Annotated in this window: 11 protein-coding genes; 5 read left to right on the forward strand and 6 right to left on the reverse strand. The window is 73.5% G+C overall.

Annotation, left to right across the window (positions count from 1 at the left end):
• Positions 1-46: 46 nt before the first annotated feature.
• Positions 47-1,264: a DUF445 domain-containing protein gene (locus tag KSED_RS08235; RefSeq protein WP_041290907.1), complete on the reverse strand. Its 1,218-nt coding sequence runs from the start codon at positions 1,262-1,264 to the stop codon at positions 47-49.
• Between the two features lie 89 nt (positions 1,265-1,353).
• Here KSED_RS08235 and KSED_RS08240 point away from each other — a divergent pair, with 89 nt between their 5' ends.
• Positions 1,354-3,165 carry an AMP-dependent synthetase/ligase gene (locus KSED_RS08240; protein ID WP_015779642.1) on the forward strand — a complete coding sequence of 604 codons (1,812 nt, stop codon included), beginning with the start codon at positions 1,354-1,356 and terminating at the stop codon, positions 3,163-3,165.
• A 43-nt stretch (positions 3,166-3,208) separates the two neighbouring features.
• On the opposite strand, the gene KSED_RS08245 is transcribed toward KSED_RS08240, so the two are convergent.
• A complete protein-coding gene (locus KSED_RS08245) occupies positions 3,209-4,144 on the reverse strand; it encodes a hypothetical protein (protein WP_015779643.1) in 936 nt (311 codons plus the stop codon).
• A 550-nt stretch (positions 4,145-4,694) separates the two neighbouring features.
• On the opposite strand from KSED_RS08245, the gene KSED_RS08250 reads away from it, so the two are divergent.
• Positions 4,695-6,071, forward strand: coding sequence for an L-serine ammonia-lyase (locus KSED_RS08250; RefSeq protein WP_015779644.1), 1,377 nt, complete (start codon positions 4,695-4,697; stop codon positions 6,069-6,071).
• Between the two features lie 102 nt (positions 6,072-6,173).
• On the opposite strand, the gene KSED_RS08255 is transcribed toward KSED_RS08250, so the two are convergent.
• Both KSED_RS08255 and KSED_RS08260 read right to left on the reverse strand, forming a co-directional pair.
• On the reverse strand, positions 6,174-6,704 hold the full coding sequence (locus tag KSED_RS08255) for a hypothetical protein (RefSeq protein WP_015779645.1): 531 nt from the start codon (positions 6,702-6,704) through the stop codon (positions 6,174-6,176).
• Positions 6,705-6,866: 162 nt separating this feature from the next.
• Positions 6,867-8,573, reverse strand: coding sequence for a phosphoenolpyruvate--protein phosphotransferase (locus KSED_RS08260; protein WP_015779646.1), 1,707 nt, complete (start codon positions 8,571-8,573; stop codon positions 6,867-6,869).
• Between the two features lie 279 nt (positions 8,574-8,852).
• Here KSED_RS08260 and KSED_RS08265 point away from each other — a divergent pair, with 279 nt between their 5' ends.
• Both KSED_RS08265 and KSED_RS14590 read left to right on the forward strand, forming a co-directional pair.
• Positions 8,853-9,110, forward strand: coding sequence for an HPr family phosphocarrier protein (locus tag KSED_RS08265; RefSeq protein ID WP_015779647.1), 258 nt, complete (start codon positions 8,853-8,855; stop codon positions 9,108-9,110).
• A 243-nt stretch (positions 9,111-9,353) separates the two neighbouring features.
• A complete protein-coding gene (locus KSED_RS14590) occupies positions 9,354-10,337 on the forward strand; it encodes a DUF559 domain-containing protein (protein ID WP_015779648.1) in 984 nt (327 codons plus the stop codon).
• A 134-nt stretch (positions 10,338-10,471) separates the two neighbouring features.
• Here KSED_RS14590 and nagA read toward each other — a convergent pair whose 3' ends face one another.
• Together nagA and KSED_RS08280 are read right to left on the reverse strand one after the other, a co-directional pair.
• Complete coding sequence (gene nagA / locus KSED_RS08275; RefSeq protein WP_015779649.1) at positions 10,472-11,776, reverse strand: N-acetylglucosamine-6-phosphate deacetylase; 1,305 nt, start codon at positions 11,774-11,776, stop codon at positions 10,472-10,474.
• 89 nt (positions 11,777-11,865) lie between these two features.
• Entirely contained in the window at positions 11,866-13,158 is a 1,293-nt protein-coding gene (locus KSED_RS08280; RefSeq protein ID WP_015779650.1) for a PTS transporter subunit EIIC, read from the reverse strand.
• Between the two features lie 148 nt (positions 13,159-13,306).
• Here KSED_RS08280 and KSED_RS08285 point away from each other — a divergent pair, with 148 nt between their 5' ends.
• Positions 13,307-14,404 (forward strand): SIS domain-containing protein, encoded by a 1,098-nt coding sequence (locus tag KSED_RS08285; protein ID WP_015779652.1) that lies wholly within the window; start codon positions 13,307-13,309, stop codon positions 14,402-14,404.
• Positions 14,405-14,466: the final 62 nt, after the last annotated feature.

A 14,466-nucleotide genomic window follows, 5' to 3' on the forward strand; every position in this document is an offset into this window, starting at 1 on the left:
GTGCGTGGTGGGACGGAGCGGGACGGGGAGGAGTCTACGCGCCGGGTCACAGGATCTGACTGAAGGCGTGCAGGGTGAACCCCACCAGGCCGCCCACCACCGTGCCGTTGATGCGGATGAACTGCAGGTCGCGCCCCACGTAGGACTCCAGCAGGCGCGAGGTCTCGTGGGCGTCCCACCGCTCGACGGTCCCGGAGATCACACTGGCGACCTCCGCACCGTGCCGCTCCACCAGGCCGGCGACCAGCTCGGCACTGCGGCGGTCGAGCACCTCGCAGGCCCGCGGGTCGCCGGCCAGGCTGCCGGCCCCGTCGGCCAGGGCGAGGGCCAGCCGGCGCGGCAGGGGCCCGTCCGGGTCGGCCAGCGCCTCGGTGAGGACGGTGGCCAGGCCCTCCCACAGCTCGGCGACGGTGCCGGCCGCCGAGGGGTCGGTGAGGATCCGCTCCTGCATACGGGCCATGGCCTCGGCGGTGGCCTCGTCGTGCTGGAGGTCGCGGGCGAGGTCACCCAGCAGGTCGTCGATGCTGGCGCGGATGCGGTGGTCGGGGGTGCGCTGGACGTCCCTCGTCCAGCCCAGCAGCTCGGCGTGGATGCGGGAGACCACCGCGTCGTCGACCCACTGGGGCGACCACCACGGGGCGCGGGTGCGGACGATGAACTGCACCCGATCCGGGTTGGCCTCCAGCCACGAGACCAGCTCGTCGACCACGAGGTCCACCAGGCGGTGGTGCGACCCGGTGCGCAGCACCTCCTGCAGCCACCGGCCCGCCAGCGGCGCCAGCGGCTCCTGTGCCAGCCGAGGGAGGAGCTGCTCGGCCGCGAGCTCGCGGACGGTCTCGGTGTCGGCGGCCCGCAGCGCGCGGCGCAGGGCGGGCAGTGCCTCGGTGACCACGGTGCGGGCGTGGTCGGGGTCGGAGGCCCATCCGGCCACACGGCGGGTGACCCCGGCCTGCACCCAACGCTCGGTGACCGTGTCCGGGGTGAGGAAGTTGGTGGCCACGAACGACTCCAGGGCGGCGCCGATCTCGTCCTTGCGCCGCGGGATGATCGCCGTGTGCGGCACCGGGATGCCCAACGGGTGGCGGAACAGGGCCGTCACCGCGAACCAGTCGGCGATCGCGCCGACCATCGCGGCCTCGGCGGTGGCGTGGAGGTAGCCCCAGGGGCCGCCCTCGGGGGTCAGCAGGAAGACCAGGGCGGCCAGTGCCAGCAGGCCCGTGGCCACCCACTGCATCCGGCGCAACGCGTCACCATCGGGCCTCATGGCGTCATGGTTCCACGGCGACGGGGGTCCGGGTTCACGCGCCCGGTCCGCCCCGGGCGCCACGGGCACCGTGGTCGTACCCTGAGCGCATGTCGACGCTCGCGCCCCTGTCCCAGCACCTCCGCGACACCGCAACGGCCCACCCCCGGGTGGTCGCACAGCGTGAGTTGGTGGACGAGGTCTGGCAGGAGTGGACCTATGCGGAGTTCGCCGAGCGCTGCCGGGGCCTGGCCGTCCATCTGGTGGCCGCGGGCCTCGCGGTCGGCGACCGGGTGGCGATCGTCTCCCCCAACTGCCCGGCCTGGTCGGTCGTGGACTACGGCGCGATGTCCGCCGGTGCCAGCGTCGTGCCGGTCCACCTGGCCTCCAGCACCGAGCAGAAGACCTACGTGCTGCGGCACAGCCAGGCCCACGTGGTCGCGGTCCTCGGGGACGAGGAGCTCGCCCGCGTGGCCGGCCTGCTGGCGGACGAGGGGGTCCGCCAGGTGATCGCCATCGAGTGCTCGCAGGACGCCCGGGAGTCCGCGGCGACGGTGCTCGGTGCCGAGGTGGTCGACCTCGAGGAGGCCATCTCAGCCGGCCACGCCGCCCCGGCGAGCACGCACGCTGAGGTGGCTCGCCGCATCGACTCCGCGGACCTCGACGCCCTGGCGACGGTGCTCTACACCTCCGGCACGACGGGCACGCCGAAGGCAGTCCCGCTGACGCACCGCAACCTCACCACCCAGTTCGCGACCATCGCCGACCGCTTCGACTTCACCCCCGGCCAGCGCTCGCTGAGCTTCCTGCCCCTCTCGCACGCGCTGGAGCGGGCCTGGGCGGCGTTCGGTGTGCAGCAGGGGCTGACGATCGCCTACTGCCGCAACCCCAAGGAGGTGCAGCCGCTGCTGGCGGCCGCCGAGCCACAGGTGATGGTGAGCGTGCCGCGCCTGTACGAGCGCGTGTACGCCGGTGCCCACGCGAACGCGGACTCCTCCCGGATCACCCGCGCCCTGTTCGACTGGGCCCTGCGGGTGGGCCTGCGGCGCAACCGGCGGCGGAGGAGCGGACTGCCGGTGGAGCCGTGGGCCGAGGCGGCCTACCGGGTGGCCGACCGACTGGTACTCCACCGCATCCGCGACGTGCTGGGCGGGCCCAAGACCTGCATGGCCGTGGGTGGCGCGGCGCTGCGGCGGGAGGTCGAGGAGTTCCTGCTGGCGGCGGACCTGCTGGTCTCGCAGGGATACGGGCTGTCGGAGACCTCACCGGTGATCTCCTGCCCGGGGGTACGTGACTGGCGCTTCGGCACGGTGGGGCGTCCGATCGCCGGCATGGAGGTGCGGATCGTGCCCCAGCCGGATGGGCCCGACACGCCCGGAGTCGGCGAGATCCAGGCGCGTGGTGACGGGGTGTTCGCCGGCTACCTGCCCAACGCTGACGGCACCGACCCCAACGAGGGGGCGTTCACCGAGGACGGATGGTTCCGCACCGGTGACCTGGGGCGGCTCGACGAGGACGGGTACCTGACGCTGACGGGGCGTTCGAAGGAGATCATCGTCACCGACGGTGGACGCAACATCGCCCCGGCGGCCATCGAGGGGGTGCTGGACAGTGACTCCCTCATCGAGTACTCGATGGTGGTCGGTGACGGGCGGCCCTACCTGGTGGCGGTCGTCTCCCCCGATGCGGCGGCCTGTGCCGAGGCGTTCCCGGGGGCCTCTGCCCGGGACCTGGCCCGAGCCATCACCGAGCGCGTCACCGAGCTGACCTCTGACATGGCCCGCTACGAGCGGATCACCAAGGTCGTCGTGGCCGAGGAGCCGTTCACCATGGAGGGTGGGGAGCTGACGCCGACCCTGAAGGTGCGTCGGGCCGTGGTGGCCGACAAGTGGGCCGAGGAGATCGACGCCCTCTACCGCTGATCGCTCGCGGGGAGCCCGCCCGTCCGTGGGCGGCAGGGGCGCTTCAGTCCTTGGGCGGCAGGAACACGATGCGGTCGCTCAGCTCGAAGGCCTGGACGACGTCGAGCACCGTGTCCTCGGGGTCGCGCACCCCGAACACGACGGGGAAGGTGCTCGTCTCCCCCATGCCCAGGTCCTGTGCCGGCAACGAGTTGATGCCGTTGCCGGAGTCGAAGACCCGTGAGGCCTGCTCCCCCGCGCTCTGACCGCCGATGCGGAAGTCGCTCAGACGGAACTCCTGCGGGGACCGGTTGGTGAGGGTCACCTCGAACAGCAGGAACTGGCTGTAGCCCTCGGACCCGGCCGCGGCACTGGAGGGAACGAACGACTCGCCCGGGGTGATGTGGGCGACCAGTCCGGACTCCCACCGGTAGGCCTCGCCGCGGTGTGGGATGCCGGGTTCCTCGATGACCCGTCCCCGCGCGTCGGCGGGCTGGTCCCCATCGATGCTGGAGCTCGGCGACGACTCGTCGGACGGGCTGGGGTCCCCCTCGGACGCGGAGTCGGACTCGTCCCCCGAGGAGCTCGGGTCTCCGCCGGGCCCGGAATGGGACTGCGAGTCGGTCGGGAACGGGGTCGTCCCGTCGGTCGCACTGTGGCTGTCCGGGTCGCTCTCGGGGTCCGAGCCGTCGGTCGGGTCGGTCGGGCCCACAGGCGGCACCTCGCCGGAGTCGGTGGGAGCGACGTCGTCGGAGGTCGGAGCCGGGTCCGTCTGGTCGTCGGTCAGCGAGCCGGAGTCGGCATCGGTCGGGCTGGTCGACTCAGGCACGTCGGTGGACGACTCATCCGGGTTCGACGACTCGTCGTCGGAACTCGTCTCGGTGCTGGTCTCGGACTCACTGGGTTCGCTGGACTCGCTGGTGGTCGTGTCCGTGGAGCGCGACTCCTCCGAGGGGTCGTCGCCCCCGATGCCGATGGAGATCCCGCCGCAGCTCGCCACGAGCGTTCCCGTGAGCAAAGCACCAGCCACGAGACCTGTCCCCCGCTGCCAGCTGCGAGCACGCGCCCCTCGCCCAGACGCGGGCGTCGCCAGACGGCTCCGCGAGGAGCGGCGGCTCGGCAACGACATCATCCCCATGTCTCCTGGTCCCTCGGCATGCTGGCGCCTCATGGTACGCCCAGAGCCCCAGAGGCTGCGGAGCGCTGCCGCCGCCTCCCGTGCCCACGCCGCTGCCCCGAGATCTCTGCACAGCCGCCTTCCGGTGCCGAGTGGCCACGCGGGCGTGTGACCTTGCGCGCGGCGACATCCCGCGGGCCACGGCATCCGGGGCGTCGGGGTGCGGGGTGCGGGGTGCCGCTGGTGTAGTACATGTGGACGAGCGCCCACCGTGTCGAGACACACCCACCCGACCTGTGGAAACCCCCAGCCCCACCCCACCCACACCACAGGGGGCCGACGCACCCGCGCAGCCAACCCACCCTGCCCCACCAATGAGACACTGACGCCTGCCCTCCCTGCCCGGGCACCGCCTACCCACGAAGGAGTGACAGTGGCGCTCAGTGTGTTCGACCTGTTCTCGATCGGCATCGGCCCCTCCAGCTCGCACACGGTCGGCCCCATGCGCGCCGCCGTCATGTTCGCCGAGCGCATGGAGAGCGAGGGCGTCCTCGAACGCACCCACCGCATCCACGCCCAGCTGTACGGCTCCCTCGGCGCCACCGGCGTCGGCCACGGCTCCGACAAGGCCGTCCTCCTGGGCCTGTCCGGGGAGCGCCCCGAGATCTGCGACCCCCGCGCGGTCGAGGGCACCCTCGAGGTCATCCGCCGCGAGAAGCGCCTCCCCCTGCTGGGCAAGCACGACATCACCTTCGATGAGGACACCGACCTCGTCCTGCACCGCCGCAAGTCCCTCCCGGTCCACCCCAACGGCATGAGCTTCACCGCCTACGACGAGGCCGGCGAGGTCCTCAGCGACCACGTCTACTACTCCGTCGGCGGCGGCTTCGTCGTCAACGAGAACGCCGACGGCGACTCCGCCATCGTCGAGGACGACACCCCGCTGCCCCACCACTTCACCACCGGTGACCGCCTCCTGGAGATCTGCCGCGAGACCGGCATGACCATCCCCCAGGTCATGATGGAGAACGAGAAGGTCTGGCGCTCCGAGGCCGAGGTCCGTGAGGGCCTGCTCAAGATCTGGTCGGTCATGCAGGAGTGCGTCCACAACGGCACGCACGCCTCCGGCACCCTCCCCGGCGGCCTGAAGGTCCCCCGCCGCGCCCCCGCCCTGTGGGAGGCCCTCGAGGAGGCCGGCAAGGAGTCCACCGACCCGCTGCACGGCATGGACTGGATCACCGTCTACGCCCTGGCGGTCAACGAGGAGAACGCCTCCGGCGGCCGCGTGGTCACCGCCCCCACCAACGGCGCTGCCGGCATCATCCCGGCCGTCCTGCACTACTACGTCGACTTCGTGCCCGGCGCGGACGACGAGGGCGTCGTCGACTTCCTCCTCACCGCCGGCGCCATCGGCGTCATCTTCAAGGAGAACGCCTCGATCTCCGGCGCCGAGGTGGGCTGCCAGGGCGAGGTCGGCTCGGCCTGTGCCATGGCCTCCGGCGCGTTCGCCCAGGTGATCGGCGGCAACGCCCTGCAGGTAGAGAACGCCGCCGAGATCGGCATGGAGCACAACCTCGGCCTCACCTGTGATCCCGTCGGCGGCCTGGTGCAGATCCCCTGCATCGAGCGCAATGCCGTCGCCTCGGTCAAGGCGATCACCGCCGCCCGTACCGCCCTGCGCGGCGACGGCTCCCACATCGTCAGCCTGGACAAGGTCGTCAAGACGATGCGGGAGACCGGCGCCGACATGAAGGTCAAGTACAAGGAAACCGCGCGCGGCGGCCTGGCGGTGAACGTCATCGAGTGCTGACCGCCTCCGTGTGACGCGAACGGCGCCTGCCCTCCCCGATGCGGGAGCGCAGGCGCCGTCGTGTGTCCACCCCGCGCCCGGACGGGCGCGGGGTGGACCGCCTCAGCGGGCGTTGTAGAAGGGGTTGTTCTCCTTGCGCCACATCAGGACGATGATGACCAGCGCAAGCAGGGCCACCAGGACCGAGACCACCGTGGACAGCAGACCCGCCTGCGCCCCGGTCGGCATGAACAGGCCGATGAGGGTGAACAGGATGTTCAGCACACCGAGCACGGTGCCGGTGATGCGGGCCCAGTTCATGCCCTTGCCGTTCGCCCAGGCGTGCAGGAACCACAGCAGCGCACCGACGACGCCCAGCAGAACGGCGGTGATGATGCCGAAGGTCACGCTGCCGTCGACGACCTGGTCGGTGACCTCCTGGCCGTTGGCCTCGAGCTGCTCACGCACCGCATCGCGCATCTGGTCGCCCATGAAGAAGGCCGGGAGCATGCCCAGCAGCTGCACGATGCCGCCGAGCCACATGAGCTTGACGGCGAGGTCGAGGGGCTTGGGGCGGGTCAGGGGACCGCGCTGGCCGTGGTGCTCGTCGAGGGACGGGGCGGCCTGGAAGCCGCCGGGCTGGTTGTAGGTCATGGCAATCCTCGTGGTCGGGGTCGATGGGGGACGCTCACCGCGTGTGGACGGCGAACGTCCATTGTGGGGCCCCGGGCGCCACACGGCCCCCTTCCCGGGTCCGACCACGGGCGGACGTTCGACCCCCGCCCCCGATGCGTTGAACCCGCCCCCGCGCCCCGGTCAACCCTCCAGCACCGCGGCCACCGCCTCGCGGGCCGCCGCCGGGTCCGCAGCGCCCAGGGCCGCCTCCGCCGCCGCGCGGCACTGCGCGTCGGTGGCCCGCGACAGCCGCTCCCCCACGGCGCTGACGGCACCGGCCGCCATCGACAGCGAACTCACGCCCAGGCCCACCAGCACGCACGCCAGGTCCGGGTCCGCCGCGGCCTCGCCACAGACCCCCACGGGTGCCCCCGCCGCCGCACCGGCCCGTGCGGTCATCTCCACCAGCCGCAGCACCGCCGGCTGCCAGGGATCGGTCAGCCCAGCCAGCGAGGCCGTCATCCGGTCGGCGGCCATCGTGTACTGCGCGAGGTCGTTCGTGCCGATCGAGACGAAGTCCACCTCGCGCACCAGCGCCTCGGCCTGCAGCGCCAGCGCCGGCACCTCCACCATCACTCCGGCCCGCAGCCCCCGCGAGCGCACCTGCTCGGCGAACGCGCGCGCCTCGGCGACGGTCGCCACCATCGGGGCCATGACCCAGGCGTCGGCGGCGTCCACCCCGGCCTGCGACGCGGCCCGCGCCACCGCATCGAGCTGCCGCTCCAGCAGCCCCGGGTCCACCTGCGCCAGGCGGTACCCGCGCACCCCCAGGGCGGGGTTCGGCTCGTCGGGCAGGGTGGCGAAGGCCAGCGGCTTGTCCGACCCCGCATCGAGGGTGCGCAGCACCACCTTGTGCCCGGCGAACGCGCCGAACACCTCGGCGTAGCGCGCCGCTTGGTCGTCCACGGTGGGTTCGGAACGTGCACCCAGGAAGAGCAGCTCGGTGCGGAACAGGCCCACCCCCTGGGCGTGCCCGGCCGCGGCGGCCCGCGCCCCGGCCCCGTCCTGCACGTTGGCCAGCAGCTCCACGCCCGTCCCGTCGGCCGTGCGGGCCGGCCCCGACCACGCCTCGATGCGGGCACGCCGGTCGGCGTCCTGCGCCACCCGCCGCGCCGCCTCCTCGGCGTCGACCCCCCGGTCGAGCGTCCCGGCGCCCCCGTCCACCAGCACCGACTCCCCCGCCTCCAGCGCCTCGAGCCCGGCCACCCCGACCACGCAGGGGATGCCGTGCTGCCGGGCGATGATCGAGGTGTGGCTGGTCGGGCCGCCGGCGCTGGTGACGATGGCCACCACCTGCTGCGGGTCGAGCCCCGCGGTGTCGGCGGGGGCGAGGTCCTCGGCGCACAGCACCGACGGCTCGGCGGGCGTGGGCACACCCGGCTCGGGCTGGCCGGTGAGCTCTGCGACCACGCGGTCACGGACGTCCCGCAGGTCGGTGGTGCGCTCGGCCATCACCCCGCCGAGCTTCTCGAAGGTCTCGATGAAGCCCCCGATGGCGTGCGTTGTCGCCACCGCGGCCGGTTGCCCGGCCTCCACGGCCTGACGGGCCTGCTTGGCCCACCCGGTGTCCCGCGCAATGCCGGCCGTGGCCGCCAGCACCTCGGCCGCCGCGCCCGTGACCGCCGCAGCGCGCTCCTCCAGGCGGCTGGCCACGGCCTCGATCGCCGTCGCCAGACGCTCGGCCTCGGCCTCGCGCTCCCCCGCGGGCAGTTCGGCGCCGCTGGCGGGGGCCTCGGGGCGGGGCCGCGCCCACACCACCGGGGCGTGCACCACGCCCGGCACCACCGGGGTGCCGGTGAGCTGGCGGGGCTGGTCTTCCGGGGTGCTGGTCGCGGGGACGCGGGGCACGGGATCCTCCTGGGGCGTGGTCACGCACGGGAGCCGGGGCCCGCGGCGTGTGGACTGCCCCTCAGTCTGCCCGCCGGACGACCACCTGTCCGCGCGGGCCGCACCGCGCGTCGCCACGCCCGGCCCCGCACCCGCGCGTCGCCACGCCGGGCCCCGCACCTGCGGGGCCCGCCCCCCCATCGACCCCGGTCTGTGTGGGGAGCGCGGTCTGCGTGGCACCCTGTCCCCCATCGATCCCGGCCGCCCCGCGCGGCCCGCCCCCTGTGAGAGGACCACCCCATGGCCAGCAAGACCGTCACCGTCGGCTCCGCCGTCGGCCTGCACGCCCGCCCTGCCGCCGTCATCGCCGCCGCAGCGGGTGAGGTCGAGGCCGACGTGCAGATCGCCCTGGCCGGGGGTGACCCCGTGGACGCCTCCTCGAGCCTCATGATCATGACCCTGGGCGCCGAGCAGGGCGCCGAGGTCACGGTCACCAGCGACGACGAGGCGGCCGTGGAGAAGGTCGCCGCCCTCGTGGAGCAGGACCTCGACGCCTGAGGCCTCCCCACCCCACCCACAAACTGTCGTCCCCTCGTCCACACTGACCCGTGTCCGCACGGCAGTGTGGACGAGGGGACGACAGTTTGTGCACAGCAGATGCGTTGGCTGGCCGTCGAGGGGCCAGCGGGCACCACATCGTCCACAGGGCCACCGGGTCTCCCCGACCCCGGCCGTCCGCGGGGCGCGACGCTGGCACCCATGGACCGAGACACCACCCCAGGACCGACTCACCCGGGCCCCGTGTCCCAGGACCATGGTGGGAGCCCGCGGCCCGAGCCCGGCACCGTGCACCTCCTGGACCACGTGCGGTGGCGGGACGGCGTCACCACCCTCGCCCGACTCGAGGCCGTCCACGTCTCCCCGTCCTCGCTGGCCCGGGCCGTCCGGCTCGGGCTGTGTTGGCGTCCGGCTCCGGGCATCGTGGCCCGCGGGCAACGCCCGGAGGATTCCGGAGCAGTCCACCGCCTGCGCACCCTCGGGTACCTCCTCCACCGTCCCGGCGAGTGCGCCGCATCGGCCACTGCACTGACGATGTGGGGCCTCCCACTGCTCGGCCGGCCCGGTCCCGTGCACCTCGGGGGCCCGCGCGGCCGTATCCGGCAGGGCGCCGGTGCCCTGCGCCTCCTGCCCCACCACGCACCTCCCGAGAGCGTCGTTCCGCCCGGGTGCCGCGAGACCTGGGCTGTCAGTGACCTGCCCCGGGCGCTGGTGGCGCACGCCTCGGAGCGGGAGTCGACGGTTGCCGCAGCCCTGGTTCCTCTGGATGCTGCCCTGCAGCGCCGGCTCGTGACCCGTGACGAGGTCGCCGAGGTGGTCCAGCCCAACCGGTGGGGGGTCCGCAAGGCGCGCGCCGTCCTGGACCTGGCGGATGCCGGGAGCGAGTCCCCCGGTGAGACCCTCACCCGCCTGGCGCTGGTACGCGGCGGTTTGCGGCCCACCAGTCAGGTGCGCATCGCCACCCGCGAGGGCACCTACCGAGTGGACCTGCTCCTGGAGGCCGAGCGGATCGTCGTGGAGTTCGACGGGGCGGTGAAGTACGACGGGGTGCAGGGGCGCGACGCACTGGTCGCGGAGAAGCGACGCGAGGACGCCCTGCGCGAGGCCGGGTACAACGTCCTGCGCGTGACCTGGCGGGACGTGGTGACTGCGGATGCCGCCGGGCGCCTGCTCCATCGGGTGCAACAACTCACACGTCAGGTGGGGCGGCGCCCGGGCGGGGGCTGACGCGGGCGGCGACACCGACCCGCAGTTCTGTCTTCTCCCCGTCCACCGTGACCCGTGTCCGCGCGTCAGGGTGGACGGGGAGAAGACAGTTTGCTTGGGGGCATGGTTTGCGTGGGAGGGCGTTGGGCGGGGGCTCAGCAGTCCGGCCGCACCACCCACTCCCCGCGCCGCAGCACGCCGCGGACTCCCCACTGCTCGTCCAGCACCACCGCGTCGGCCACACCGCCGGCGCGGAGGTGCCCGATGCCGGGCGCCGGCTCACCACCACAGCTCAGGCCGGGGGCCGGGAGGCCGACCTCCCTGCCGGGCGCCGGCTCACCCAGCCCCACCATCGATGCGGGCGCGCTCGTCACCGCACGCAGCACCGCCTCGGGCTCCACCCCCGCCACCTCGATGGCGTGGCGCACCGCATCGGCCAGGGTCAAGGTGCTGCCCGCGATGGCGCCCCCGTCCACCAGCCGGGCCACGCCGTCGGTCACGCGCACGGCCAACCCCCCGAGCCGATAGTCCCCGTCGGGCTGCCCGGCGGCGGACATGGCATCGGTGACCAGCACCGCCCGCTCGCCGGCGATCCGCATCGCGCCGGCAAGGATCGGCGGGGCGAGGTGCACCCCGTCGGCGATCAGCTCGATCCACACCCGGTCGTCCTCCAACGCCGCCGTCACCGGCCCGGGATCCCGGTGGTGGATCCCCCGCATCGCGTTGAACAGGTGCGTGGCCGCCGTGGCGCCGCCGGCGAACGCCCGCGCCGCCTGCTCGTGCGTCGCGTCGGTGTGGCCCACGGCCGCCACGATCCCCCGCTCAGTCAGCGCCGTCACGAACTCCTGCCCGCCCGCGAGCTCGGGCGCGAGGGTCACCATCCGCACCCCACCCGCGGCAGCCTCCTGGATGCGGTCGAGCGCCGCCGGGTCCGGGGCCTGCAGCAGCTCCGGGTCGTGGGCGCCGCGGTGGTCGGGGCTGAGCCACGGCCCCTCCAGGTGGATGCCCAGCAGGTCCCCGGACGCGACGAACGGCGCCAGGGTGCGGGCCCGCTCGCACAGGTCGCCGATGCCCTCGGTGACCGTGGACGCCATCGAGCTGGTGGTCCCGGCGGCGCGGTGGGTGGCGAGCACGCGGGCGATGCCGTCGGCGTCGTCGGAGAAGGACGCTCCCCCGCCGCCGTGGCAGTGGACGTCGACGAATCCGGGCGCCAGGGTCCAGCCGCGCGGCAGGTCGACGACCGCCCCCTCCGGTGCGGGAGACCCACCCTCCGATGCGGGGAGCGCGACGTCCGCCGGGAGCGCGGCGTCCGCCGGGAGCGCACCGCCCGGCCGGGACGCACTGTCCGCGGGCCCACCCCGGGCCTCAACGAGCGCGGCGACCCGGTCACCCTCGACGTGGAGGGTGGCCGGGCCGCCGAACCGGTGGCCGTCGAAGAGGCGGTGGGTGCGCAGGAGCATGGCCCCATCCTCACCCACGCCGGCCCCCGGTGCCCCGCAGCGCTGCGGGCCACCGGGTCGGCCGGGACGGGCAGGGTCGGCCGGGACGGTCAGGCCGAGGTGTCCGCCTGCACCATCGAGTCCTGCCCCTCCTCCTCACGACCGGGGGTCCGCAGGTTCCACCACCGGATCACGGCGCGGAACAGCACGTAGTAGATGATCGCGTAGACCACCCCGATGCCCAGGATCCACAACGGTTTGGTGGCGATGTTGAAGTTCAGCGCGTAGTCGATGAACCCGGCGGAGAAGCCGAAGCCGTCCTTGATGCCCAGGGCGTTGGTCAGCGCGATGGACGAGCCGGTGAGCACCGCGTGGATGACGTACAGCGGCCAGGCGACGAACATGAACGCGAACTCCAGCGGCTCGGTGATGCCGGTGAGGAAGCTGGTCAGCGCCGCGGAGATCATGATGCCGCCGGTGGCCTTGCGGTTCTCCGGCTTGGCCTCGTGCCAGATGGCCATGGCCGCGGCCGGCAGGGCGAACATCATGATCGGGAAGAAGCCGGTCATGAACGCACCGGCGGTGGGGTCGCCGTTGAGGAAGCGGGCGATGTCGCCGGTGTGGGTCTTGCCGCCGGCCTCGAACTCGCCCAGGGCGAACCACGGCACGCTGTTGAGCACGTGGTGCAGGCCGAACGGGATGAGCAGGCGGTTCGCCGTGCCGTAGATGAAGCCACCCAGGATGTCGTTGGCGGCCACCCACTGGGAGAGGTTCGTCAGCCCGATGTCGAAGGGCTTGTACAGGAAGCTCATGAGCACGGAGATGACGAGCATGGCCAGCGAGGTCACGATCGGCACGAAACGGCGGCCCCCGAAGAAGCCCAGGTAGTCGGGCAGCTTGATGCGGTGGTACTTCTGCCACGGCCAGGCGGCCACCAGACCGCTGATGATGCCGCCGAAGACGTTGAAGTTGATGAGCTCCTGCTCCTCACCCTCCGGCGCGGCACCGAGGATGAGGGGGCTCATCGCGTCACCCACGCCCTTGAACACGAGGTAGCCCACCACCGCCGCGAGCGCGGTCGACCCGTCGGCCTTGCGCGCCATACCGATGGCCAGGCCGATGGCGAACAGCAGCGGCAGGTTGGCGAACAGCGCGTCACCGGCGGCGCCGATGACGGCGGCCGGGGTCTCCCAGCCGAGCCCGTCGGCGCCGAGCATGTCCGGCTGGCCGAAGCGCAGCAGCAGCGCCGCCGCGGGCAGCGCCGCGATCGGCAGCATCAGCGACTTGCCGAACTTCTGCAGCCAGGCGAAGGCCGCAGAGTCGGTCAAGCGCTTCTTCGGCTCGGTCGTCAGGCCGCCCTCGGGCGGCTCGCCGGCGAGACCGGTCTCGTCCACAGTGCTCATGGTCGTGCTCCTCGATGGGGGGTGGGTGCCGCTCGTCGGCTGGGTGCGTGCGGTGGCGGGGGGCCACCCGGCGGGGTCCGGCGCCCTGCCCTAGCGTGGGGTGCGGGGCTCCGAGACCTCCGTGACACCACGCAGAGGGGAAGAAGTGATGGACTCCACACCACGTGGCGCCGACCCGCAGACCATCGCCGGCCGGCACATGGCCGCCGAGATCGCCGAGCAGCCCGAGGCGGTCGCCCGCACCCTGGACCACCTGCTGCCGGTGCGCCCCGAGCTCACCCGGCTTCTGCAGGGCGCCCAGCGCGTCACCTTCTGCGCGCGGGGCTCCAGCGACAACGCGGCCCTCTACGGCCGCTACCTGATGGAGGCCCGGTGCCAGATCGCCTCCGGCCACGTGGCCCCGAGCATCGCCACCCACTACCGCACGGACACCGACCTTACGGGCGCCGTCGTGGTGAGCATCAGCCAGTCCGGCCGCACCGAGGAGATCGTGGCCGGCCAGGAGTGGGCCCGTCGCAACGGTGCGCGCACGGTGGCGATCACCAACTACGACGACTCCCCGCTGGCGGCCGCGGCCGACATCGCGCTGGTGACGCGCGCCGGGCAGGAGCAGGCCGTCCCGGCCACCAAGACCTACACCACCCAGTTGGCCGCCGTCGCCGTCCTGGCCGCGGCCGCGACCGACCTCCGCGGCGCCAACCAGCCCGACGCCTGGGAGGCGGAGCTCGCCGGCGTGCCGGCGGCCATGCAGTCACTCCTGAACCGTGCGGACGCCGTGGCCCCGCTGGTGGCCGCCTGGCAGGAGCGCCCCGACATGGTCGTCACCTCCCGCGGCATCTGCCTGGGCACCGCCCTGGAGACGGCCCTGAAGGCGGAGGAGACCTGCCTGCGCTCGGTGCGCGCCTACTCCTACGCCGACCTGCGGCACGGCCCCATTGCGGCGGTGGACAGCAGCGAGGCGATCACCCTGCTCGCCCCGGCGGACGGACCGATGGTGGCGCCCCTGACCGACCTCGCCACGCAGGTGGCCGAGCGGGGCGCGCGGGTGGTCGGCATCGGCGGGGACGCCGCGTTCGCCGCGGCGGTCGCCCACCACGTGCCCGGGCCGGACCTGCCCGAGCACCTCGCGCCGCTGGGGCTCGTGCTGCCGGGGCAGCTCGCCTGCCTGGACCTCGCCCGCCGCACCGGGCTCGACCCCGACTCCCCCGAGGGCCTGCGCAAGGTCACCCGCACCGACCGCGGCTGACGCCCACCGGGGGCTCGATGCGGGGAGCACACCTCTTCCTGCCGGCCGCCCCGGGTGGGATG

Origin of the sequence: Kytococcus sedentarius DSM 20547 (genome assembly GCF_000023925.1) — a bacterium.
GTDB classification, from domain to species: Bacteria; Actinomycetota; Actinomycetes; order Actinomycetales; family Dermatophilaceae; genus Kytococcus; species Kytococcus sedentarius.

Coding starts and splice junctions, on each gene's coding strand:
- KSED_RS08235 (WP_041290907.1), bottom strand. CDS start 1,264: ATGAGGCCCGATGGTGACGCGTTGCGCCGGATGCAGTGGGTGGCCACG.
- KSED_RS08285 (WP_015779652.1), top strand. CDS start 13,307: ATGGACTCCACACCACGTGGCGCCGACCCGCAGACCATCGCCGGCCGG.
- KSED_RS08240 (WP_015779642.1), top strand. CDS start 1,354: ATGTCGACGCTCGCGCCCCTGTCCCAGCACCTCCGCGACACCGCAACG.
- nagA (WP_015779649.1), bottom strand. CDS start 11,776: ATGCTCCTGCGCACCCACCGCCTCTTCGACGGCCACCGGTTCGGCGGC.
- KSED_RS08265 (WP_015779647.1), top strand. CDS start 8,853: ATGGCCAGCAAGACCGTCACCGTCGGCTCCGCCGTCGGCCTGCACGCC.
- KSED_RS08280 (WP_015779650.1), bottom strand. CDS start 13,158: ATGAGCACTGTGGACGAGACCGGTCTCGCCGGCGAGCCGCCCGAGGGC.
- KSED_RS08255 (WP_015779645.1), bottom strand. CDS start 6,704: ATGACCTACAACCAGCCCGGCGGCTTCCAGGCCGCCCCGTCCCTCGAC.